Here is a 22,606-nt window from a genome sequence, read left to right as displayed (position 1 = left end):
AAACGGGCTGGGAGAAAACTCTAAAATGCAGCTCGGCGACGAGAAGCGGGCTTATTTTTTCTTCGCCGCAGGAGGGCTGTCGCTGGCGGTGCGAAAGCCGCGAGCCAAAGTGGACTCCGAGGCGGACTCGGCAAAGTAACGAGTGATTAACAGATCGTTTGTGCCTTTGAGAGCGAAGTGACCTCCACGCACCACCGGGACTCGAAGATCAGGGTAATCGGGATGCGCAGGCCAAGGCTCGCCCTTACGCTCCGAGGCGGTCCATTCCGAGACATTGCCCTCCATATCACAGATTCCGTAGGGACTGACATCCAGGGTCTTGCGATCCACAGGTGCCCAGAGGTTATAGCCATCGACGGTGCCGCCTTTGCCGTTGGCATCGTAGTCATCCCCTAGATTGGCGGCGGTTTTGTCCGGTTTATTGCCCCAAGGGAAGGAAAAGCCTTTTTCACCCCGGGCTGCCTTTTCCCACTCTTGCTCAGTAGGGAGCCGTTGACCTCTCCAGGCGGCATAGGCATAAGCATCCCACCAATCCACCTGAGTCACGGGTGTGTTCAAGCCGATGGCTTGGCCATTGTAAGTCGCCCCGGCCTGAGCGGCAGCATAGGTATCCGCCCACTTAGGGGGGGTATGAGTCGTCTTGGTTTTGGGCTGGTCCGCGTGATCGAAAGACTTCTCGGGATGCTTGGCCAGAGCCGCCAAAAAATCTCCGTATTGGCCGATGGTGACCTCGTGCTTGCTGATCCAAAAGGTCGGCAGGTTAAGGCTTTCCTTTTTCTGATACACAAACGGGCCTGCCGGGATCTGGACCATTTCCTGTTTCAGAGCCGGGCTGCCCTTCGGCGTCGCGATGCCCGCGAGGTTACCGAGTCCAAAAACGGCGATGAGGGCTGCGGCGGCCCCTGCCCAGACCCACCAGGGGGTCGTTTCTTTCTTGGCGGCAGAGATCTCCTCCGCTTCGATCCGGCGCATGATGCTGCGCTCACGCATGGCATCGCGCACATCGTCGAGAGCGTCCAACAGGCCCGACCAATCATGCCCGGCGTCGGCGAGAGTGGCTAACAATCCACGTGCTTTCCCTTCGCTGGCCAGGGGCTGCACCAACTCCAGCAAGGCGGCGACTTCTTCTTTCTCAGCACGCGGCCGACTGCCCGCGGGGCGGAAGATGTTCACGATGCTGGCCTGATTTTCTGCATCGAGGTAAATGTCGCGCGGATAAAGACGACGGTGATGATACCCTCTCTCCACCGCATACTGCATGGCTTCCGCCACGCCAAAGAGGAGCTCGGCAATCTTACGTTCGGTGAGGTGTTCCTTGGCCGCTTGGAGCTCTTCCAGATTGCGTCCACGGGGCAGCTCGCGGGTATAAAACAGCAGGCCGTTGACCTCTCCCGCCTCGTAGAGGGGGGCGATGCGCGGATGCGAAATGGAGGCCTTGAGACGCACACGCGCCCGAAAACCTTCCAAGGCTTCCGGTTGGCTTTGCAGCCCCGGCTTGAGCATCACCAACGCCACGGGACGCTGAACGGTGACCTGAATCGCACGATAAGTCTCCGACTCGGTTTCCTGTGTCAGGCGTTCCAACACTTGGTAATTCCCCAGCATGGCTCCGCGCGTGATCGAAGGCGGAAGCTCCACACAGCAGGGCGGTGGCGGATTGGTCATCGCAGCGTCCACCTTGGCGATGAGCTTTTCCTCCGAGTAAGGGCCGTCCAGAAGCACGGGCCAACCGGCGATTTGGGACTCAAACCCGGTCAGGTCATAGCGAGTGGTGAAAAGCACCCGCGCTAGCGGGAAGCGGCCCAGAGCGTCGTCGCGGAGATCGAAACCCGTCGCTCCGCTGGCGGAAGGAATGGCCTCAGTGATTAGAAGATCAAGGGAGGGCGCTTTGTTAAGCCATGAACGCGCCTCCATGACGCTGGAGACCGAGTGGACATTCCAGCCAGCTTGTCGTTGGAGAGCATCGGTTCTGGGGCCGCGCGTTGCGGCATTGGCATCGAGAAAAAGGATCGTCATCGTTCGGGGGAGGTGCCGTCAGTTCGTCACCGGGGGGAGCAGCGGGTTCACGCCGCCCGGGGCAGTCTCGGAGGGCATGCGTGAGCCGAAGTCCAGGAGGTCTCGCGGCTCTGCGGCCACGTCCTGGAGCTTGTGCTGGTAGTAGAGCCGGACCACATAGCCGTGATAAGAACGGCGGCCATGGGCGGCTATCTCTCCCGGTGTGAGGGCCGGCAGGAAATAGGTTACATCAAGAGGTTCTTCACCGATGCCGCTCCAGTCCACAGGCGCAGCAGCCCAGGCGGAAACGGGTTCATCGGCAATGGTTTGGGCGACTTTCTCGCCGTTCACCCGGTCAAAGAAATAAACGTCAATGTCCACTTGGCTAGGGTCCACCTGAGTGTTGCCATGACGTAGGATAGGGATGCGCAGGACCACTTTTTCCCCGTTCACCACGGAGGGATCCCGGTTGGCCTGACACGCCCCCAGAGACAGCATTTTACCTGCCTCAGCGCCTGTCAAGAAACTGGAGGAGGGGGCTGTCCTATCGGCACTGGAAGGAGAACTCAGCCTGCGTTTGGCCAAATCACGGAAGCCGGAGGCCTGGGCGGGATCCATGGCTTCGATTTGGTGCCAGAGGCTGGCCGCTTTGTCGGGGAGGCCCATGGTTTCATAGCACTGGGCGGTTTCCGCCAGTACTTCAGGCCGCGCTGGATACTGCAAATCCGCGCGTCTCAGCACTTCCAGGGCTCCTTGCATGTCTCCCAGCCCCCGCACTTGTTTTGCCAACTCGATCATTTCTTGCAGGGCCATGCCCGCCGCTGGATCGTTGGTTGTCGTAGCGGCTTGATTACCAAAGGCTGACGGAGGAGCCGCTGACGCGATTTTTTCTCCCGGCATTACCGGCGGCAGCGGCGCTGAGCTCGCCGATGGAACGGCACCGAGGGTTGGCGGAGCCACAGGCACCTGGGGAGGTGGGGCCAAGGAAGCCACTGCGGGCGGAGCAACAACGGCGCTGGATGCCGGCAATGAAGGGGCTGTGAAAGAACCAATGGGCGGCGGTGCTAGGCTCACCACCGGTGCGGGCGCTGGAGAAACAACCGCCGGAGCGGGCGATGAAACCGACGGCGGCGCTGCGATCTGCCCCACCGGCGGTGGGCTGAAGCTCACTGTGGGTAAAAAGGCAGCCGGGGCGGCATTTACGCCGGGGCTTTTGCCGACCGAATCGGTGTTACCATGGCGAGCCTCCTGCCAGACCGCATGTCCGACGAGGCCGACCTGAACGACCGCTAGAGCGCAGAGAGTCCCCAGGGCCGCTACATTCACACGGCCCCGGTCAGCGCTGATATTGGAAGAGGCTTGAGCCATGCCGATTGCCGCAGGAAATTCGTATGGTATAGGGTTCGTGCTCCGAAGTGTCAATGCTCCAGCCTTTTTCCAACGATTCTGCTCCGAAAAAAGAAGGATCGTGGACGCGAGTCGAGGTCACTGACAAATGGCTCCCCGAGCAACTGGCCGCCGTCCTGGCTCAGGAAGAGGGTTTCGTCTGGCTGGACAGCGCCATCGCTGCCCCTGGAGCCGTTTCCATCCTTACCTGCTGGCCGGACACACTGCTGAGGGGCCATCAGGCGACGGATTGGCACCTGGTCGAACAGTCCCTTCAGTCTGGCCTTGCCACCGGTCAAACAGGCGGCCTTTTCGGCTGGGTAGGTTATGATGGGGAGTTCGTTCTGGGGAGTTATCCTCATGCGCTCCTGTATGACCATGATCGGGCAGAATGGTTCGATTCTGGAGATTTTTGGCAGAAAACCGCCCGTTTTCGGGCCAAAAACGCCCCTTTTTCCACCCAAGAGCCGCCACAACCTCTGCACTTCACCCCCCAAGTCCAGCGCACCGATTTCCTGTCTCAGGTGCAAAGCGCCCAGGAGTACATCCGCGCGGGCGACATCTACCAGGTCAATCTCTCCCATCCCTGGAAGGCAGCGTGGCCGTCCGAAACGGCTTTTTTCCCTCTTTACCAACGCTTACGTAAAGTTTCCCCAGCTCCTCATGCGGCGTGCCTGAATCTGGCGGGAACCACGGTGCTTTCAGCTTCTCCGGAGCTGTTTTTGAAAATCGATGGAGACACCATCGCCACCCATCCGATCAAGGGCACGCGACCCCGCTTCCCCGCCGACCCCACACGTGATGAAGCTGCCGCCAGGGAACTCCTGGCCTGTGAAAAGGAGCGGGCAGAATTGCTCATGATCACAGATCTGGAGCGCAACGATCTCGGGCAAGTCTGTCGATTCGGCAGCGTGCAGGTGCCAGATCTCTGGCGCGTGGAAAGTTTTGCGCAGGTTTATCACCTCGTCTCCACGGTGACAGGCCATCTGCTACCCGGGATCAGCCACGCTCAGGCTTTCCACGCTTGTTTCCCCGGAGGAAGCATAACGGGTGCGCCAAAAAAGCGTGCGTCTGAAATCATCCAAGAATTGGAAACATGGCCTCGTGGGCTTTACACAGGTGCCATCGGTTATTTTGGTTTCGATGGCCACAGTCAATGGAACATCGCCATCCGGACAGCCATCCGAAGAGGTGAGGAGATCACTTTTCATGCCGGATCAGGCATCGTGGCCGACAGCGTGCCGGAGAAGGAGTGGGAGGAAACGCTGCACAAAGCCTCGGGCATTCTTGCGGCCTTTTCAGGGATAGAATTGGCCCTAAAAGGCTAGGCATCCTGCACGAGATCACCGCTTTGCACACTTTTCGTGCAAAAAGCATGATAGTTACCGTCCTCGCATCCATCGCAAAATCTTAGTTAACTTATTGAATATCAATAACTTAGTCCAGCCAAGCCAGCGGCGGCACGGCATTCGCTGATAAGGAGGGAGAGAGCGCACTGCGATGTGGCTCTCAAAAACACTCAACCCCCTTTGAAGCCATGAAATCTATTTTGACCCTGCTCTGCGCTGCCGTTGCCGCACTCACTCTGTCGAACTGCAGCACCTACGTGGATGGAACTCCGGTCTATTCCTACCGGAACCCCCACTACAGCTCCACTCGCGTGATCCATGATCGCCGCTACGACAATAACCGCCATTACTCGAGCCGTTATCGTCGCAGCTCTGACCGCTACGACCGTGACCGCCACGATCATGACCACGACCGCCGCACTGTGCGCTATCGCCGCGGTGTGGATACCCGCGTCAACGCTAACGTGAGTCTCTTCCGTTAACCGTCGTCCCTTTCTCCCCAAAACCTCACCCTCAACAGCCTCATCTCATGAAAACCATCCTCACTCTCCTCATGACAGGTCTCATCCTGTCGCCCATCAGCTGCAGCACTGGCGTCAATGCTAAGGCCAAGGCAGGTGTTCACGGTAAATCCCATCATCGCAGCTCTAGCACGAAGGTGAAAACCAACGTCGGCCTGGGTGTGAACCTGTAAACTCACCCCCCTGCTGAAGTTTAAAAGACCCCAGGCGGCCGGAATCCCCGGCCGCCTTTTTTGCGTCTAGGCGATCCCATGCCGCTGCCGGAACTGACGTGGCGTCATGCCGGTGCGTTTGCGAAACTGCTGGGTGAAGGCGCTTTGATCGCAGAAACCGTGATCGAGCGCGATGTTGGAAATGGGAACTGACGTTCGAGTCAAAGCCTCGGCAGCCGCTTGAATGCGAATCCGCACCATCAACTCATGGGGCGTGGCACCCAGGCTGTCCCGCAGTTTCCGATGCAACTGTCGTTCGGAGAGATTGACGGCGGCAGCCAAGTCCGCCGCCGTCAGGCTCTGGTGCAGGTTCGCCCGGATGAAGGCGACCACGGCGGAGGCCTCTGGGGCCGCGTGGGGGTTCTCTTGCTCATCACAACGGCGGCTCATGCCCATGATGCCGATGATTTTTCCACGCGGACCCGTGATGGGCAGTTTCGTGGTCATGAACCAAGCCAGCTCACGCTGCTCATCCAACCAGGGCTCGAGCCGGTTGATGACCGCTCGCCCTGTCCGGATGATCTCCTCATCGTCTCGTCGAAAGGCCAGCGCCACATCGGGAGGAAAGAAGTCTGCGTCGGTCTTGCCGACGAAATCACTCTCCTGTTTCAAACCCAGGCGCTCCAGCTTAGCCGCGTTGGCCGTGATCATCCGTCCCTCGGCGTCTTTGACAAAAAAGAAAACGCCAGGCAGGTGATCGAACATCCTCCGCATAGCCTGCGGATCCTGCATCTGGGCGAAAAACTCAGTCTGAAGGCGAAGGCGACTCATGGCAGAGATTTAACAAAAGATGGCGGTGACGCACAAGACAAGGGCGGATTGATGTCGTTATCCTTTCATCATGCGTTCCGTGCTTTTTTCTCTTCTCTGCCTCACTTCCGCTGCCCTGGCGGATTCTGCCGACCTCGTGATCTATGGTGGCACCCCAGCAGGCATCAGTGCAGGCATCGTGGCCGCTCGTGAAGGGGCTTCCGTGACGATCATCGAACCGACCCGCTGGATCGGCGGCATGGTCACAGGCGGCCTCTGCCGCACGGATGTGGGCAAGGAAAAAACCATCGGCGGTTTCCCCCGCGAATTCTTCGCTCGCGCCGCCGCCGTGAAATCCGACACGCCCATGTGGTATGCCGAGCCGAGCGTGAACCACGCCACCTTTGAAACCATGCTGAAAGAAGCAGGTGTGAAAGTGATCAAGGGCCAAGCTTTAAAGACCCTCACAAAAGAAGGCGCCCGCATCACCAACCTTACGACCACCGATGGCACGACGCATGAAGGCAAAATGTTTGTCGACGCCACCTACGAGGGGGATCTGATGGCTGCGGCTAAGGTGAGCTACATCGTGGGCCGCGAGAGCAGTTCCCAATACGGTGAATCCCTGGCGGGTTACCATCCGATGCCCATCCGACCACGCACGGTGGAGGTCATGGAGAGTGATTGCCCCAGCATCGGAGGCACCGGACCAAGTTACATCCACGGCACACCTGCCAGCATCTCCGCTCTCGATGCCCATGGGCAGCCGATCTACGGCGTCTTCAAAGCTCCCAATCTCGCTCCGGGCAGCGCCGATAACCTGACGCAGTCTTACAACTTCCGAATCTGTGTCACCCAGCGTCCCGATCTCAAGATCCCCTTCCCCAAGCCCGCCTCCTATGATCCGGCGAAATATGAACTGCTGCTGCGTTTGATCCAAACTTTCCCCGGTGTTCGCTTCGGTCGTCTGTTTCACATCGGCAGTGTGTCTAGCGGCAAGTATGACCTCAATGCTCAGGGTCTTTTTTCCACCGATTACCCCGGTGCCAATACCGGGTATCCCGATGGCGATGCGACAACGCGCGCTCGCATCTGGCAGGATCATGTGGATTTCATCCAAGGCATGCTGTGGTTCCTCGGTCATGATGAACGTGTGCCGCAGAGCCTGCGCGATCAATGCAACTCCTGGGGGCTGTGCAAAGACGAATTTGCCGACAACGACTACTGGCCCTATGCCCTCTACGTCCGTGAAGGGAGACGCATGATCGGTGAATACGTAATGATCCAGAAGGATCTCCAAAACGATATCTTCAAGGACGACTCCGTCGGCATGGGTTCCTTCGTCATCGACTGCCACATCGTGCAGCGCATCGTGGCCGAGGATGGCACCGTGCGTGATGAAGGCAGTTTCCCCGATGCCCCTGCCCTGCCTTATCAGATCGCTTATCGGAGTCTCACGCCTAAACAGTCCGAGTGTGAAAATCTCCTCGTCCCCGTCTGCCTTTCCGCCAGCCACATCGCCTATTGCTCTCTGCGTATGGAACCCGTGTACATGGCTCTGGGACATGCCTCCGGTCTCGCCGCAGTGATGGCCATGAAAAATGGCAGCTCGGTTCAAGCCATTGATGTCCAGGCCTTGCGCAAAAAGCTGCTGGAACAAGAGGCTGTGCTTGAGTTGGCCGAACTTGCTTCCATGCCTCGCTCCGCGAAGCTTCCAGGAATTATCATGGATGAGCAGGACGCGGAGCGCGTGGGCAACTGGGCAGGTAGCACCTATGGCAACCCTGTAGATGGTGCCAGCCGTCACGATGAAAACACGGAGAAGGGTCAGAAGAGCGTCATCTACAGCTTGAAGGTCCCTGAAGATGGCCGTTACGAAGTCCGCGTCTCTTATGCCCCTGCCCCCAATCGCGCGAGCAATGTGCCCGTCACGATTCAACACGCCGAGGGCAGCAACACCGTCCTGGTGAATCAGAAGAAACAGCCTGACGATGGCACCTTCACCAGCCTGGGGATCTTCAGCTTCAGAGCCTCTCAAGATGCCGTGGTGACCATCAGCAACAAGGATACGAATGGCATTGTCGGAGCTGATGCCGTTCAGCTTTTGAAACAGTGATGCATGCCCCGTGTGCCCTGGCTGACCTGCCAGGGCAAAACGCGCCCGGAGCCGAAAGAAGAGGCGGTAACATCGCCGTTTTGGTTTTCTTGCCTCTCCATGAAATGGTCCCTTGCTCTGGCTTTTACCCTGTCTCTTTCTGCGGCTGAACCGCTGACTCTCACCCTGTGGCCGGATGGACCTCCTGGCCAAGCGGCACCGATCTCCAAGACCACAGAGGAATTCATTCAGAAGAAAGCGGGCAAGAGTACGGTCACGAACATCACCTCCCCCACTATCACGGTTTATCGACCGGAGAAGCCTAACGGCACGTGTGTCATCGTGGCTCCTGGAGGAGGTTATGCCTTTTTGTCTGCCGTGCACGAGGGTAGCCAAGTGTGTGAATGGCTGAACACCCTCGGCGTCACCGGTGTGTTGCTCAACTACCGCACCCCGACTCGGGATGATGCCGCGCCGCACGCAAGACCGGTGCAAGACGCGCAAAAGACCCTGGAAATCGTTCGCCAACATTCCGCTGAGTGGAACCTGAACCCGAAACGGGTCGGTGTCTTGGGATTCAGCGCAGGAGGCAATCTCCTCGCCTATCTGGCCTGTGATCAGACCGGCGCTCAACGGCCCGACTTCGGTGTGATGATTTATGGCGGAGGCTTTTTGGACCCTCAAGATCCGAGCCGGTTTAAAGAAGGCTTCTCCGTGCCCTCGGATGCACCTCCCTTGTTCTTAGTCTGTGCAGGTGATGATGGATTGAATCCAATCGCCGCCACTCAACTCTACCTCGAATACAAAAAGAAAAAGCTCTCCGCCGAAATTCATCTGTTCTCCGCAGGTGGTCATGGGTTTGGCATGCGCGACAACAAGCAACCCATCAATCAATGGCCCCAACGCTGTGCCGAATGGATGGATAGTATGGGGTGGTTACCAACGATCAAGAAACTCGATGCAGCGATTGAACGAGAAGAACAATCACTGCAAGTCATTCATCAAACGATTCAACGCATGGGATGTGGAAATGATGCGGAGGAGGCTGCCAACGAATTGCTTCGCATTGAAGGTCAGCTGGCGAACTCCACATCTCTCGAGACCGTAGCGAAAGCTAATCTTGATCAACGAAGGGTTGAGTTGCTGAAAATACTAAGTGCCTTGCAGAAGAAGTTGAAGTCGATGCCAGTCACACCTGAAGCAATGGTAACAACCATCAATCAAACCAAAGCCAGAATTGCACAGCTGCAAGATGAACGTGAGAAACTCGCAACGGCACTTCGCAAACAAGCAATCAAATAGTACCACCTTCAACTCGTAGGGTGGGTTTGGTCTGCTCGCGAGCTGGCATTCATCTTCGATGTGTTGCAGAATCACCCGCCTACTTTGGGAAATGTAGGGGCATTCGATGATACATGACCAAGACACCCTCATTGAAAAGGCGGGGAATCCGGCAACAGAGTCATTCGATTCCTCTCGCTCGCCAACCGGACATACCCGTCCTACTTTTGGCTCGCTTTCACGGCCACCGCTTCGATCTCATAACGCAATGAAGGCGGCAGGCAGTTTGTGATGGTGGTTCGCGCGGGAAAAGGCGCTGAAAAATACTCGCGATACAGTTGGTTAAACAACGGCACGTCTTCCGCATCACGAACATAATTGCGCGTCTGCACCACATGCGCCAGATCACTGCCTGCGGCAGCAAGCACCTTGCGAAGATTTTCCACCGAACGACGGAACTCACCCTCGAAACTGTCACTGACGATCTTGCCAGATTCATCCACGGAAGCTTGCCCGGAAACGAAGATCATCTCCCCGACCATGACGCAGGGGCTGAAAGGCAAATGGGAAACCGGTGTATCGGGATCTTGGGGATAAGAAACGAGGGGGTGATGCATCACCTTCACTATAGAGGCCTGCTCCTGAAAACAGCCACAGGAAAGTCTTTGAAGATTTCCTTCAAAGCCGCATACCCGTCTTCCAGCTCCAAGGTCTCTTGTGTCAAAACGTTCCAGGATGCCGTAAGGCTTCCTAGCTTGACCCGTGTGTTCCCCCAACAGTCTCCCAGAGGCGGAGAGCGCATAGCCGCGATCCATCTCGGCACGACGACATCCACCACGACCTCCCCATGCCGACGCCGATAAGCGACCACATGGTCGCTCAATTCACCTTCGATGATTAAGGCTTCGTAACCCCCATTGAGGAAAAGTTCCGGCAGTTCTTTTCGGAGATGCAGCAGCCGATGGGTGACCCAGAGTTTGATCTTGCCGTCCTGCCACGTTTCGAGCAGTGACTGAACTGAAGGGAGGTCCTCAGCCAGAGCCGCCTGCCGAACGGCATAGTCCACGGGTCTTCGGTTATCCGGGTCCACCAAACTGAAGTCCCACATCTCTTGTCCTTGATAAGTGTCAGGGACACCGGGTGAAGTCAGCTTCAGCACGGTCTGTGTGAGACTGTTGATCGCCCCCGCCTGTGCGACCCGCTGAACAAAGTTTTGCAGACTGGATTCAAAGCGGGAGGAGCCATTCGTGAGCACCCTCTCCACATAATCCCGCACAGCTTGATCCCACTCCTTGTGAGGCTCAATCCACGAGCTGTTCACCTTAGCTTCATGGAGCGCCTTAACCATGTAGTGTTGGAGTCGCTCAATGTAAACCCTCCTTTCTCCGGGGCTCATCGGGTGCAGGGGCCAAGAGCCCATGAGAGTCTGGTAAAAGAGGGATTCTTCATTGGCATCCGGCGCAGGAAACCCTTCGATCTCGGTTCGATATTTTTGATTGCAGCGTTGCCAGAAGCGCAATGCCTTTTCCCACTCATGGGGGAACTCCGACAAAACCGCGATCCTCGCCCTGACATCCTCACTGCGTTTGGTGTCATGAGTTGACGTCGTGAGCATGCAGGCAGGCCAATGAGCAGCACGCGCTTCATTCAGCCGGTGAAAGGTGGCGATATCCGCTCCAAAGTTTCCCGGCTCTCCGCCCACTTCGTTCAAGGCGACCAGCCGATTGTAAACATAGAAGGCGGTGTCTTCGACGCCCTTGGCCATGATGGGTCCCGTGGACTGCTGAAAGCGTCTCACGAACTCTTGACGGGTGGGTTCATCCACCGGATGCGCATTCATCGCCGGGGGTAATAGAACATCTCGGAGGAACTCAAACACCGTCCGCTCCATGTCAGGGTTACGCCGCCGTGCCGCTGCAATAGCCCTCAAGACTAAGCGATGATCTTCATGAGTCACGGGCTGACCAGGTGTGATGTAGCTGCGGTAAACCGGAAAGCAGGCAATCACTTCACGTAGAGCCGCCTCCAAGGCGTTGAGGGTAAAGTCACGATACCATCGATTGGTTTGACACAGGCGATGCAGCATGTGCGCCAGCATGTTGACCTCGCTCGGCATGGTGGTCCTCATCACCAAGAGCTTGCCTTGATACATGCAGTCCGCAAAGGAGCGGTTCATGCCGGTGAAGCGCTCATAACTTTTGGTCATTCGAACGGCGGAATGCCCGTTCACCAAGACATTGGTCGCCTGCGTGGCGAACTCATAGCCTGTGGTTCCATGCACGGGCCACTCAGTTCGCAGGCCTTCATCATGAATGAGAATTTTCTCGACCAGCAAATAGAGCGGTTTGTTCTCCACAGGTTGATCATGCAACTCCGCATACAGTCCCTGGAGCTTTTCGAGATACCCTTGCGGATCTGAAAGACCATCAATGTGGTCAATGCGCAATCCCGTCACCGTCTCGGACGCTAACAGATCGGTCACCAACCGGTGGGTTGCCTCAAATACCTCAGGTTGGTGCATGCGTAAGGCGGCGAGATCGTTGACATCGAAGAACCGACGATAGTTGATTTCTTCGGACGCCACGCGCCAGTAGGCTAGACGATAGGACTGCGCCTGAATCAGCTCATCCAGGGCATCATAATCGCCCCCTTCACCCGGAGCATAGAGACTGGTTAACGCCGTCTGGATGCCCTGACGCACCTCTGAGGACTCCTCATACAAGCGAGCCAACCGGGAACGGATCAGTTGCTTCTCCCGAGCTTTCTCACGAATGCCCGCCTCATCCGTCTCATGATTGCTCGGCAAGTGCTCGATTGAGTAAATGATGCTTTCCAACTCAATCGGCGGCTCAGGAGACAGCAAATCGACCACTCGCTTCAGCATGGGAATCAGGGTATGCGGCGCGGTGGGCAGATAACGATCTCCGTACTGGATGAAAAGCGAGCCATCATTGAACACCACACTGAACTCTCCGCGTTCCAGGACTCTCCCATATTGATCCTCGAGGATCGCCAGTAGCACCTTGCCTTCCATCTCCACCTTGAGCGGGGACCAATCAATGTCAAAACAGTGTGCATAGGGCGAGCTGGGGCCATCCTCGAGGACACTCATCCACCAAAGGTTACTGGCCTCAGAAACACCCATGTGGTTAGGCACAAAATCCAGAATCAGCTTCAGATGATGCTTCTCGAGTTCCTGCAATAGAGCATCAAAGTCCTCACGTGAGCCCAACTCTGGATTCAATTCATTGTGATCACTGATATCATAACCATGGATACTTCCGGGCGAAGCTCGAAAGATCGGGGACGCATAAAGATGACTGATGCCTAACTGGCTCAGATAAGGAACGATCTTCTTCGCATCCAAAAAGGTAAAACCTTGATGAAATTGGAGGCGATAGGTCGCTGAAGGGATACAAGGAAAGGGGGGCATAGCAAAACGCCTTAGCAGCGTTCACAAGGCAATCGCAGCCCCGATGTCTATCGGCCTGTTCATAGGAAGAGCTTCCTGTAAAAAGGCCAAAAAGCGATCAGCCACCGATCAAGAGAGTCTCGGCCTGACCGAATACATAAGCGGTATCTCGGGAGGTCATCTCAGTCCCGGTGCCGCCGAAGCGTAGATCATTGCTCGATAAGATCAGCTCCCAGGTCTTCGGCTTTTTCTTCCACGGAAGCTGACGGAGATCCATGTCCAGAGGCTCTGGACCGGGCCAGAGATGGAACAAAAGAAAATAATGCCGTTCTGCGCCCTCGAACTGAAGATAGCCCACCCCGCGTTGGAGGATTCCGGCTTCCCAACCCTGACGTGATGAAGGCCTGAAGGCGGGCTCTTGAGCGCGCAACTTCAAGCACTCCTGGTAGAGCTTGAGAATGCCCTGGTGCGGCGCTGCCGTACGTTCCAGCCAGTTGAGCTTGGATCGTTCAAAGGTGAGTTGATCTTGGGGGTCAGGAATTTCATTCAAGCGAGACGGATCATTAAACTCGGGGAACGCAATGAACTCCCGGCGGCGCCCCTGGGTCACCAAGCGTCCCAGCTCCGGATGATGATCCGTGAAGAACTGGAAGGGGGTGGAGCAGGACCACTCCTGACCCATAAAAAGCATCGGCGTATAGGGCGAGAGACACAGCATCATCGAGATCGCCCGATACGATGCCTCCGGAATAATCGAATGCAGCCTCTCCCCGAAGGCACGATTCCCTGTCTGATCGTGATTGGAGATGCAGTGGATCAAATGCGCAGGTGGCACGTGAGCGACTGTAGTGCCGCGTGGCACGGTGCCATGCAGGGCGTGTTTTTGCCCCCGGAATAACCATCCATGATTCAGGGTCTCGACCGTTTCCTCCAAGGTACCATTAAAATCCTGAAGGTAAGCGTGCTTTTCCCCCGTCTGACTCACCCGCACGCTGTGGTGATAATCATCCGCCCAGACGGCATCACAACCATACCCCTTTTTCTCCACCGGCTCGACCAGCTTGGCTTCATTGCGATGATCTTCGGCAATCACATATCCGCCACGGGCATGAACTCGTTCCGTGATCTCCGCGATCAGATGCTTTTCAGAATGATCGAGAATCCAATGTGTCGCATCCAACCTGAGACCATCCATGTGAAACTCATCCATCCAATAGGTGGCATTCTGGATAAAAAACTCGCGGACGTACTTTGATTCAGCACCGTCATAGTTCAGCGTAGCGCCCCAGGGAGTCTGCCGCCGTTGATCAAAGAACTGCGGCGCAAAAGCTGTCAAACAATTGCCATCAGGGCCGAGGTGGTTGTACACAACATCCTGAATCACCGCCAAGCCCAAGGCATGCGCGGCATCCACCAACGCACGCAGCTCGTCAGGTGTTCCATAGGTTCGCGCAGGCGCATACATCAAGACGCCATCGTAACCCCAATTCCGATCCCCTGGGAAATCCGCCAGGGGCATGATTTCGATGGCATTGACCCCGAGTTCCTGTAGCCAAGGAAGCTTCTCTACCGCGGCCGCAAAACTCCCGCTGGGTGTGAAGGTGCCGATGTGCAGTTCGTAAATGACAAGATCACGAAACGGGGGGCGCTGCCAGGCATGATCCGTCCAGGCATAACGATGAGGATCAATCACCACGGAATAACCACGGACATCTTCGACCTGCCCTCGGGATGCGGGATCGGGAAAGGTTGGCCCGTCTTCAAACACATAGGCATACAGATCCCCCGCGCGTCCGTCAGCATCATGAGCCTGATGAAATCCTTCGTCGTCACGCTGCATCGGCAACCATCGCTTTTCTCCCTGCCGTGACTGAATCTCAACCTTCAGCCTCTGCTGGGTGGGACACCACACGCGATAGACTACCCCTGAGGGAGTCACCGTCGCCCCCAGCGCAAGCTTAGCCGCACTAGGGCTGAAAAAATCCGAGTCCGCCTTCATGCCTTCAGGGTGTCTAGATAACGTCTTACCGCCATCAGCGGGATGGAAACCAAATGCGGGCGATAGCTCAATTCGTAGCCAATCTCGTAGAGTGCTTTGTCCAATATATGGAGATCCAGCAAGAGTTGGGTAGTCTCGGAATCTTGGGGCAAAAACGCTTCCTCTCGAGCTGCTTCCAGATAGGCTTTCAGGTAGGCCTGCGTCACCGTTTCGGTCCAAACGGCGGCCCAGGGAGCGACGATGTCTCGATCCTCCACATTGACTTTATCCAGAGCAGCAGCGGCGGCATAATCGAAGGAACGCACCATGCCTGCGACATCGCGTAACGCAGGACGCTTCAGCCTTCGCTCACTGAGTGAAAGACGTGGCTCTCCCTCGAAGTCAATAACGACGAAATCCTGTCCCGTATTCAGCACCTGTCCCAGATGGAAATCCCCATGCACACGGATAAGACCGCATTGAATGGTGGTGTGCAGAAGTTTCTCATAGGCCTTCAGCAAGGTGTCTTTCCCGTCCAAAATCTCCGTTGCCATCGCCGCCGCATCTCCCGCTAGCGTGGCCATTTGCCGCCGCAGCTCTCTCAGGACTCGACTGGCATTGGCACGCATGCCTTGATAGAGGGAGCGACCATAATAAGTGGTAAAAGGCTGGGGTTTGAAAGCAGGTTCCGAAGAGCCCCTGGCCAGCGCGATGTGCATCGCAGCAGTGACCCGGCCAAGCTGGGCTGCGCGATCTGGATAAACAACCCCGATGGCGTCCTCCGCCAAGGCTTCCACTCCAGCCAATCGAGCCTGAAGCACACGATCAAACATCAATGCCAAGGCATCGAGAGTGAATAGCCAGCCGTCCCCCTGATGCACGGCATAATGCGTGAGCATGGCCAGTACGCCGGTCTGATCTCCAGCCTGGAGATTCAGGGCGCTGAGGAAGGGAGGAACATTGAAGTTCTCCCGGGTGAGATGCTGCGTCATCTCCACTTCAGGATGAGCCCCGGTTTCAAACTTGCGGAAAAACTTGATCAACCAAGTGTTCGCATAGCTGATGGAAGTGTTGGACTGCTCGCCACTGAGCACCCGTGCATTGGCGCCCGCTTTGTGGATTTCTTCCGCCGTCACTGAGAGCGGACTTTCTTGATTCAGAGAAAAGGGCTTCCCGGCAGCCATGTCCCCAGTGAGACTGCTGAAGAGTGCGGTTTGAAACTCCGGCAGCCACAGAGCCTCATACAACACAGAATCGTCGTAGAACCGGGCCAACACCCTTTGGGGAGAATCATTCAAAAGCTGCTGGGCTAACGCTCCCGGGACAATGCACAGAGGCAATACATAGTGCTCAGGGAGCCCTTCGAGAAATGCCGTCTCCACCTTCAAGATGTGCACATCCGTGCCAGGGAAAACGATGTCGTGTACGATGCGGATATCACGTAAACGGCGGCTCTTGCCTCCAAACCATCGGCAATGCTGGAGATATCTGGGTAGGATCTTTTCTTCCAAGGACTGAATCAAAGGACGTCCCCAAGCCGCCGCTCCAAGAAGAAGAGGCGCTTCCCATCCAGATGCCTGAAGTTCGCTCGTGCTGGTCTGCAAGGAGAGCCAGATAAAGCCATAGGGTCCGACTGTAAATGACGTTTGTCCTTGTTTAACCTCAGGCAAAAGATTGCCACCGAACATCTCGACGGGCTGCATGCCGCTATAGGTGGTGAGATCAAGCTCCGTGTACTGCGTGTAGTGCGAGAGGTTCGCGATCACCAACACCGTTTCCGCTTCATGAGATCGGACAAAGGCGATGATCTTCGGGTTCTCAGGATGTAGAAACTCCAGCCGCCCCAGCGCAAAGGCCTTGGATTGCCGACGCACCTGCAACATCCTCCGCATCCAGTTCATGAGGGAAGAGGCATTGGCTTGCTGCACCTCCACATTCACCGTGGTGTAGTGGTATTGCGCATCGCTGATGAGCGGTAGGAACAGGCGTTGCGCATTCGCATTGGAAAACCCTGCGTTGCGATCTGGGCTCCACTGCATGGGCGTGCGAACACCATCGCGGTCGCCCAGGTAATAGTTATCACCCATGCCAATCTCATCCCCGTAATAGATGATCGGTGTTCCAGGCATCGAAAAGAGGAGCGAATTGATCAGCTCAATCTTCTTTCGGTCATTGCCCATTAACGGAGCTAGTCGGCGACGAATGCCGAGATTGATCCTCGCGCGGGCGTCTTCGGCATAGACTCGGTACATGTAGTCTCGCTCTTCATCAGTGACCATCTCCAGCGTGAGTTCATCATGATTGCGGAGGAAGATACCCCACTGGCAGTTATCTGGGATCGCGGGGGTCTGCTGGAGAATCTCCACGAGAGGAAAACGATCCTCCATCTGAATCGTCATGAACAACCGAGGCATCAGCGGAAAGTGGAAGTTCATGTGGCATTCATCGCCATCCCCGAAATAGGCCGCAGCATCCTCCGGCCATTGATTCGCCTCCGCCAGCAGCATGCGACTGTCATAATGATCGTCCACATGCTTGCGCAACTTTTTCAGGAAAGCATGGGTCTCGGGCAGGTTTTCTCCATTGGTGCCATCTCGTTCATAAAGATACGGCACAGCATCCAAGCGTACACCGTCCACGCCCATTCCGAGCCAGAAATCCATCACCTTCAACAGTTCCTCCTGTACCTTGGGATTGTCGAAGTTCAGGTCAGGTTGGTGAGAATAAAAACGATGCCAGTAATAAGCCTTGGCCACCGGGTCCCAAGACCAATTCGAAGCCTCGAAATCCTTGAAAATGATGCGTGCATCCGCATAACGATCGGTGTGGTCATTCCACACATAGAAGTCTCTTTCCACGGAACCTGGCTCAGCTAGCCGCGCTCGTTGAAACCAAGCGTGCCTATCGCTCGTGTGATTGAGGACCAATTCCGTAATGACCTTGAGCCCGAGTTGGTGCGCTTGGTCCAGGAACTCCTGAAAATCGGCGAGCGTGCCGTACATGGGATTGACGGAACGATAGTCCTCGATGTCATACCCATCATCCCGCAGCGGTGAGACATAAAAAGGCAAAAGCCAGAGAGTCGTGACGCCAAGCTCGACGAAGTGATTCAGACGCTGAATCAATCCCCGAAAATCACCGATGCCGTCTCCATTGCTATCTTGGAATGAACGAACATGGAGTTGATAGATGACGGCCTCTTTAAACCAAAGATCATTGCTCATTGCAGAAAGTTCGTAGCTGACCTCACACTTGCGTCTATAGCCGAGCGACTACCTCAAGAGCATCCCCCAAAGAAGACGAGATCCTTGTCATGCCTTCTTTGCTGCAGCACGTCTCTTGCGTGTCGCTGCGGCTTTGCGAGCTGAGGCCGAACGCTCCGCAGCGGATCTGGCAGCAGAGGCCGCCCCACCTTTCCGACCTCCTTTTTTAGCGGGGCCTTTATCCTCGGGCTTGCCGCGACCTGAGCCGCTTTTCTTACCTCCACCCCAGGTCTTATTCACAGTGGCCCAAGCACGACTTTCGGCTTCGGCTTCCGACACACCCCGATCTTCATAGTTCTCTTGGATGTGCTCAGCCTGGCGCTTCTGCTTGTCCGTGTAGCTGGATTTATCTCCTTTTGGCATAACAAAATAAGATTCAATCAACGGATCGCTTCATCCGCACTCTCTGGATGTCACACCGAAAAGAGGATTCATTCCTGACTCAAGAATTCGGTTTTGAGATCTTCCATCATGGCTTGGGTGGCCTTGGACTCGACATCGACCTGAATCAACGGTTGCTCGTTGGCATCGTTCTTGTCCAAAGGCACCGGAGGTCTCCATGGGCTCAAACCTTTTTGTTCAAGAAACTCCAAAAAGCGTGTCAGCAAACGCTCTTCCACGTGAAAACCATAAACAGACTGCTCATGCGTCGGTGGAATGAGAATAATGGGATCGGTGGTCATAACATTGGGGGGTTTAGGGTGACGAGTGCGTACGTCGATGATTCGCTGCCCACGCTGATGTCGGTTGTGCCGACCCCTATTCACAACTTATCAACATTGGTTATTCCAGTCTGACGGAACAAGGATTGTTCATCTTTAAAATGTTCGGAAAATTTATATCCCGCATACATCCTGCCCTACCCACTGGCCCGAACTCCTGCCGCTATGAAGCTAGAAACTCTTACCGACCTTTACATTCATCAACTCAAGGACCTCTACAATGCGGAGAAGCAATTGATCAAGGCCCTTCCTAAAATGGCTAAAGCCGCTTCCAATGAGAAATTGAAAGAGGGCTTTGAGCTGCATCTGGAAGAAACCCGTGAACACGCCAACCGTCTGGAGAAACTGCTCTCCAGTCACAAGCAAACCACGCGTGGCCCCAAGTGCAAAGCCATGGAAGGACTGATCAAAGAAGGCTCTGAGATGATAGAAGAAGAAGGCGACCCTGAAGTCATCGACGCGGGTCTCATCTGCGCGGCTCAACGCGTGGAGCACTATGAAATCGCCGGCTACGGCTGTGCGCGTTCTTTTGCCGAACTACTGGGAGATAAAGAAGGACAGAAGATCCTCCAGCAGACCTTGGACGAAGAAGGCGCGACGGACAAAAAACTCAGCAAACTCGCGCTGTCTGAAATCAACGTTTCAGCGGCGGGCTGAGCCTAGCTCCGACCTTCTCACTCGGCATTCTGGGGTTCACTCAGGATGCCGGGTTTTGATTTGAGCGTCCTGCTGACTTTAAATTCCATCTGGCCATGAATGACAGCTTCACCGAACAAGACAAGCAGTCCGGAAAATCGGGGAAAGGCTGTGTGGTCATGACATTAGCAGCGCTCGTTCTTCTGGGTTTGATCATGTGGATGATCCTATGGGGCAGAGCCATGCCAAAGCCCGACGCACCGATTCCAACGACCACCAACGAGTCGCCGAACTGATCACAGTCCCGACCTCGGTGTTACTTCGGCACAGTCAAGTCTTTCAGCGCTTGAGGTGTAAAATCTGCATCGGTGAGGCCGACTCCGTGCTTGATGCGGGAACCTTCAAAAACGCTGCTTCCCCCACTGCCACTGCGCTTGGCTTCCAGGCTCGCAGGTAAGTATCTCCCCAAATCATCTTTTTCGACGTTGGTGGTTTCAATGCTCACTTGAAGAGCCCCTTTTGAATCATATTTTTCGACCTTGAGTGGCACCTTGCGTTCGACATCGATCCAGCTTTTCACCGAGGCATAACTGGAATGATCGGAAGCCGAAGGTTTGGATTCCAAAATCCAACACGTATGGCGGCCAATGTCTTCCTGGCCCTGAATGGATTGATTGGACCAGGCAAAGAAGTTTCCAATCATATCTTCATAAGTGAGATCGCTTCCGAAAAGACGCTGCTTCATGTCACCCGCGCTCAGGCTTTTCTCTTCCGAGGGTGGAATGAACACACTGCCTGAAGGCGCACCACTCGAGGTCTTTTTCAACAACACAGACTCACCTTTACGTTCCTTCGGAAAGAGGATCTGATAGATGGTCTCAGAACTCCCCTGAACATGTCTTTGTTTGCTCTGGATTTGAATGGCACCTCCGCCATTCACCTCCAATCTCATGCGGATGTAAGAGGTGCCATCTTGATGAGCGGCATTCAACTCTGCTGCTAACTCCTTGCCAGAAGGTGCCTGAGCCAGCGTCAAAGCAGGGAAACAGAAGAGTCCGAAGGTGGAGATCAAACCGGAGAGAAAAATTCGCTGGGTCATCATGGAAAGGAATCGAAGGACACCTCGGTTTTGCACGCCTTTAATCAGCCATTGAGGGCCGCAGCCGGATTTAAACGGGCGCTTCGCCAGGCTGGATACAGACCACTGAGCACCCCCACCGTGACTGCGATCGCCACAGCTTGCAGCAAAAGCAATGCGCCGAGATCCGGCTCTAACAATCCTTTAATGGCAGGTGCAGCCTGCATGAGATGCGTGCCGACCACCCCCAGGATCACACCTCCTATGCCCCCAGCGAATCCCAGCAAGGCCGACTCCCAAAGAATCATGCGCACGATGCGATTGCGCTTCCAGCCGATGGCCAAAAGCACGCTGATTTCTTGTTTTCGTTCAAAGACCGTCATCAGCATGGTGTTCATCACACCCAGCACGCCGACGAGAACCGCCAGCAACGAAGTCCCCCAGCTCATGGCACGAATCATCTGATAACCCTGACTGTGTGACAAATGCTGAGCCACGGATACAGCTCTGACCTCAGGGACTAGCTGATTGATCTTGGCACATAAGGCCTCCAGTTCCGCTTCGGTCATGCCAGCTCGTGCACGCACATCCACAACATTGATTTTGTCTTCGCTGGCCATGATTTCTTGAAGAATGGGCAGGGCTAGAATGATCGATCCATTCTCGACGAGGGCCCCCCCATTGACGATGCCGACAACCGTCAACTCGGTCGCCTCGATTTGCAGCGAATCACCAACCTTTTTGTTCAGCACTTCAGCCGCTGTTTGACCCAGCACTGCGGCGGGTTCCTTTGTATCATGAGGCAGCCGACCCGAAATCAGCTTCAGATTTTCCCACGTGAATCCCCCCCACTCACGTGCTGAGACCATGATCATGTTGGCATTTTCCACGCTCATCAATTCGACCATCAGCATGTCTGCCGCAGCGACTTCCGGCAGAGCGGTTATGCGATCCCGCACATCCATTCGAAACGGTTTGGGAACCATGGCACCTCCCATGTTACTCACCACGATGTCGGTGCCGCGGGCATTAAGTCCCTTGGCCCAGCTTTTCTCAAAGCCTTCTGAAATGCCCACCAGGGCCACCACGGCGGCAATGCCGATGGAGATGCCCACCAGCGTCAGCGCGGTGCGCATGCGCCGGCGTAAAAGGCCGCGTATGACGATGGTTAGGAAAGTCATAGCTGGTTAGGCTCCACGTCGAGGTTGCCATCTGAAACAATGAGTCCGTCTTTCATTAAGAGGACACGTTCCGCCATGCGAGCGATGCTCATGTCATGTGTGACCATGATCAGCGTTGTCCGTTGTTCCTGGTGGAGTTTCACCAGGAGTTCAAGGACCTGCGCCGCGTTCTTGCTGTCGAGATTACCCGTGGGTTCATCCGCCAGAAGCACGCCTGGATTATTGGCTAGGCTTCGAGCAATGGCCACTCGCTGGCGTTCACCCCCAGAGAGCTTGCCGGGGAAATGATGGATGCGGTGACTGAGACCCACTTGGGTGAGCAATTCAATCGCACGATCCCGACGAGCTTTCGTCCCCAGTTTCCCCTCAAACATCGGGATCTGCACATTCTCCACAGCGGTGTAAGTCGGCAGCAGATGAAAGGCCTGAAAGATAAAGCCGATTTCATGGGCTCGATAAGCCGGAGGATCCGTCAAGTCTGGCAAGGACTGGTCGCGATAGTTCAGCGTGCCGGTATCTGGTTTATCCAGGGCACCCAGCATCTGCAACAGCGTGCTTTTGCCGCAGCCGCTAGGGCCCGTGATCGCTACGAACTCGCCCGCATTCACCCGAAAGCTGACCCCACGCAGCGCTTGGACCTGACCGCCGTCATAGTCCTTTTTCAGGTCGATGGCTTCGTAAACAGGCGCGGCAGAGCCAGCAGACGCAAGGGTGGAACTCATGAAGGGATCGGGAAAGGTGGTTGTG

19 protein-coding genes are annotated in these 22,606 nt (G+C 55.8%); 7 read left to right on the top strand and 12 right to left on the bottom strand.

Translation table 11 applies throughout. The features are described 5' to 3' along the window. Positions 1-51: 51 nt before the first annotated feature. Together B5D61_RS16305 and B5D61_RS16300 are read right to left on the bottom strand one after the other, a co-directional pair. A complete protein-coding gene (locus B5D61_RS16305; protein WP_078814479.1) occupies positions 52-2,016 on the bottom strand; it encodes an SUMF1/EgtB/PvdO family nonheme iron enzyme in 1,965 nt (654 codons plus the stop codon). A gap of 18 nt (positions 2,017-2,034) precedes the next feature. Further along, positions 2,035-3,363 (bottom strand): tetratricopeptide repeat protein, encoded by a 1,329-nt coding sequence (locus B5D61_RS16300; protein WP_078814478.1) that lies wholly within the window; start codon positions 3,361-3,363, stop codon positions 2,035-2,037. Between the two features lie 53 nt (positions 3,364-3,416). Here B5D61_RS16300 and B5D61_RS16295 point away from each other — a divergent pair, with 53 nt between their 5' ends. From B5D61_RS16295 to B5D61_RS26385, 3 genes are all read left to right on the top strand, one after another. Next, entirely contained in the window at positions 3,417-4,709 is a 1,293-nt protein-coding gene (locus B5D61_RS16295; RefSeq protein WP_078814477.1) for an anthranilate synthase component I family protein, read from the top strand. A gap of 209 nt (positions 4,710-4,918) precedes the next feature. Then, positions 4,919-5,212 carry a hypothetical protein gene (locus tag B5D61_RS16290; RefSeq protein WP_078814476.1) on the top strand — a complete coding sequence of 98 codons (294 nt, stop codon included), beginning with the start codon at positions 4,919-4,921 and terminating at the stop codon, positions 5,210-5,212. 47 nt (positions 5,213-5,259) lie between these two features. Then, entirely contained in the window at positions 5,260-5,424 is a 165-nt protein-coding gene (locus tag B5D61_RS26385) for a hypothetical protein (protein WP_176159480.1), read from the top strand. Positions 5,425-5,490: 66 nt separating this feature from the next. Here B5D61_RS26385 and B5D61_RS16285 read toward each other — a convergent pair whose 3' ends face one another. After that, on the bottom strand, positions 5,491-6,234 hold the full coding sequence (locus B5D61_RS16285) for an AraC family transcriptional regulator (RefSeq protein ID WP_217699004.1): 744 nt from the start codon (positions 6,232-6,234) through the stop codon (positions 5,491-5,493). Positions 6,235-6,304: 70 nt separating this feature from the next. Here B5D61_RS16285 and B5D61_RS16280 point away from each other — a divergent pair, with 70 nt between their 5' ends. Further along, positions 6,305-8,329 (top strand): FAD-dependent oxidoreductase, encoded by a 2,025-nt coding sequence (locus tag B5D61_RS16280; RefSeq protein WP_078814475.1) that lies wholly within the window; start codon positions 6,305-6,307, stop codon positions 8,327-8,329. 99 nt (positions 8,330-8,428) lie between these two features. Then, entirely contained in the window at positions 8,429-9,610 is a 1,182-nt protein-coding gene (locus B5D61_RS16275) for an alpha/beta hydrolase (RefSeq protein ID WP_176159479.1), read from the top strand. Positions 9,611-9,810: 200 nt separating this feature from the next. Here the strand turns inward: B5D61_RS16275 and B5D61_RS16270 are convergent, their stop codons facing one another. From B5D61_RS16270 to B5D61_RS16245, 6 genes are all read right to left on the bottom strand, one after another. Then, complete coding sequence (locus tag B5D61_RS16270; protein WP_078814544.1) at positions 9,811-10,206, bottom strand: RidA family protein; 396 nt, start codon at positions 10,204-10,206, stop codon at positions 9,811-9,813. Positions 10,207-10,214: 8 nt separating this feature from the next. Then, the gene (gene treY / locus B5D61_RS16265) at positions 10,215-13,022 is read right to left on the bottom strand and encodes a malto-oligosyltrehalose synthase (protein WP_078814473.1); all 2,808 of its coding nucleotides are present in this window, start codon (positions 13,020-13,022) and stop codon (positions 10,215-10,217) included. Positions 13,023-13,119: 97 nt separating this feature from the next. After that, entirely contained in the window at positions 13,120-15,000 is a 1,881-nt protein-coding gene (gene treZ / locus B5D61_RS16260) for a malto-oligosyltrehalose trehalohydrolase (protein ID WP_078814472.1), read from the bottom strand. Continuing rightward, a complete protein-coding gene (gene treS, locus B5D61_RS16255; RefSeq protein WP_078814471.1) occupies positions 14,997-18,203 on the bottom strand; it encodes a maltose alpha-D-glucosyltransferase in 3,207 nt (1,068 codons plus the stop codon). Before treS ends, treZ begins: the two co-directional genes overlap by 4 nt. An 87-nt stretch (positions 18,204-18,290) precedes the next feature. After that, the gene (locus tag B5D61_RS16250; protein ID WP_078814470.1) at positions 18,291-18,605 is read right to left on the bottom strand and encodes a plasmid stabilization protein; all 315 of its coding nucleotides are present in this window, start codon (positions 18,603-18,605) and stop codon (positions 18,291-18,293) included. A 68-nt stretch (positions 18,606-18,673) separates the two neighbouring features. Further along, entirely contained in the window at positions 18,674-18,925 is a 252-nt protein-coding gene (locus B5D61_RS16245) for a hypothetical protein (protein WP_078814469.1), read from the bottom strand. A gap of 204 nt (positions 18,926-19,129) precedes the next feature. Between B5D61_RS16245 and B5D61_RS16240 the strand changes: the two genes are divergently transcribed. Both B5D61_RS16240 and B5D61_RS16235 read left to right on the top strand, forming a co-directional pair. Beyond that, positions 19,130-19,621 carry a YciE/YciF ferroxidase family protein gene (locus B5D61_RS16240; protein ID WP_078814468.1) on the top strand — a complete coding sequence of 164 codons (492 nt, stop codon included), beginning with the start codon at positions 19,130-19,132 and terminating at the stop codon, positions 19,619-19,621. Positions 19,622-19,716: 95 nt separating this feature from the next. Continuing rightward, on the top strand, positions 19,717-19,896 hold the full coding sequence (locus B5D61_RS16235) for a hypothetical protein (RefSeq protein ID WP_078814467.1): 180 nt from the start codon (positions 19,717-19,719) through the stop codon (positions 19,894-19,896). Between the two features lie 20 nt (positions 19,897-19,916). Here the strand turns inward: B5D61_RS16235 and B5D61_RS16230 are convergent, their stop codons facing one another. The 3 genes from B5D61_RS16230 to B5D61_RS16220 are packed head-to-tail and all read right to left on the bottom strand — an operon-like array spanning position 19,917 to position 22,581. Then, on the bottom strand, positions 19,917-20,702 hold the full coding sequence (locus tag B5D61_RS16230; RefSeq protein WP_078814466.1) for an outer membrane lipoprotein-sorting protein: 786 nt from the start codon (positions 20,700-20,702) through the stop codon (positions 19,917-19,919). Positions 20,703-20,743: 41 nt separating this feature from the next. Beyond that, the gene (locus B5D61_RS16225; RefSeq protein WP_078814465.1) at positions 20,744-21,859 is read right to left on the bottom strand and encodes an ABC transporter permease; all 1,116 of its coding nucleotides are present in this window, start codon (positions 21,857-21,859) and stop codon (positions 20,744-20,746) included. Continuing rightward, a complete protein-coding gene (locus B5D61_RS16220) occupies positions 21,856-22,581 on the bottom strand; it encodes an ABC transporter ATP-binding protein (RefSeq protein ID WP_078814464.1) in 726 nt (241 codons plus the stop codon). The genes B5D61_RS16225 and B5D61_RS16220 overlap by 4 nt, the downstream gene beginning before the upstream one ends. Positions 22,582-22,606 lie beyond the last annotated feature (25 nt).

The sequence above is a fragment of the Prosthecobacter debontii genome, from assembly GCF_900167535.1.
GTDB classification, from domain to species: domain Bacteria; phylum Verrucomicrobiota; class Verrucomicrobiia; order Verrucomicrobiales; family Verrucomicrobiaceae; genus Prosthecobacter; species Prosthecobacter debontii.
Note: the sequence above shows the minus strand (reverse complement) of the source record. Positions and strands in the feature narration are given on the sequence as shown.

What these genes read in the sequence shown, in the direction of transcription:
- B5D61_RS16290 (WP_078814476.1), top strand. Translation starts at nt 4,919, where the DNA reads ATGAAATCTATTTTGACCCTGCTCTGCGCTGCCGTTGCCGCACTCACT.
- B5D61_RS26385 (WP_176159480.1), top strand. Translation starts at nt 5,260, where the DNA reads ATGAAAACCATCCTCACTCTCCTCATGACAGGTCTCATCCTGTCGCCC.
- treY (WP_078814473.1), bottom strand. Translation starts at nt 13,022, where the DNA reads ATGCCCCCCTTTCCTTGTATCCCTTCAGCGACCTATCGCCTCCAATTT.
- B5D61_RS16300 (WP_078814478.1), bottom strand. Translation starts at nt 3,363, where the DNA reads ATGGCTCAAGCCTCTTCCAATATCAGCGCTGACCGGGGCCGTGTGAAT.
- B5D61_RS16295 (WP_078814477.1), top strand. Translation starts at nt 3,417, where the DNA reads ATGCTCCAGCCTTTTTCCAACGATTCTGCTCCGAAAAAAGAAGGATCG.
- B5D61_RS16225 (WP_078814465.1), bottom strand. Translation starts at nt 21,859, where the DNA reads ATGACTTTCCTAACCATCGTCATACGCGGCCTTTTACGCCGGCGCATG.
- B5D61_RS16280 (WP_078814475.1), top strand. Translation starts at nt 6,305, where the DNA reads ATGCGTTCCGTGCTTTTTTCTCTTCTCTGCCTCACTTCCGCTGCCCTG.
- treZ (WP_078814472.1), bottom strand. Translation starts at nt 15,000, where the DNA reads ATGAAGGCGGACTCGGATTTTTTCAGCCCTAGTGCGGCTAAGCTTGCG.
- B5D61_RS16235 (WP_078814467.1), top strand. Translation starts at nt 19,717, where the DNA reads ATGAATGACAGCTTCACCGAACAAGACAAGCAGTCCGGAAAATCGGGG.
- B5D61_RS16285 (WP_217699004.1), bottom strand. Translation starts at nt 6,234, where the DNA reads ATGAGTCGCCTTCGCCTTCAGACTGAGTTTTTCGCCCAGATGCAGGAT.
- B5D61_RS16230 (WP_078814466.1), bottom strand. Translation starts at nt 20,702, where the DNA reads ATGATGACCCAGCGAATTTTTCTCTCCGGTTTGATCTCCACCTTCGGA.
- B5D61_RS16245 (WP_078814469.1), bottom strand. Translation starts at nt 18,925, where the DNA reads ATGACCACCGATCCCATTATTCTCATTCCACCGACGCATGAGCAGTCT.
- B5D61_RS16305 (WP_078814479.1), bottom strand. Translation starts at nt 2,016, where the DNA reads ATGACGATCCTTTTTCTCGATGCCAATGCCGCAACGCGCGGCCCCAGA.
- treS (WP_078814471.1), bottom strand. Translation starts at nt 18,203, where the DNA reads ATGAGCAATGATCTTTGGTTTAAAGAGGCCGTCATCTATCAACTCCAT.
- B5D61_RS16270 (WP_078814544.1), bottom strand. Translation starts at nt 10,206, where the DNA reads ATGCATCACCCCCTCGTTTCTTATCCCCAAGATCCCGATACACCGGTT.
- B5D61_RS16220 (WP_078814464.1), bottom strand. Translation starts at nt 22,581, where the DNA reads ATGAGTTCCACCCTTGCGTCTGCTGGCTCTGCCGCGCCTGTTTACGAA.
- B5D61_RS16250 (WP_078814470.1), bottom strand. Translation starts at nt 18,605, where the DNA reads ATGCCAAAAGGAGATAAATCCAGCTACACGGACAAGCAGAAGCGCCAG.
- B5D61_RS16240 (WP_078814468.1), top strand. Translation starts at nt 19,130, where the DNA reads ATGAAGCTAGAAACTCTTACCGACCTTTACATTCATCAACTCAAGGAC.
- B5D61_RS16275 (WP_176159479.1), top strand. Translation starts at nt 8,429, where the DNA reads ATGAAATGGTCCCTTGCTCTGGCTTTTACCCTGTCTCTTTCTGCGGCT.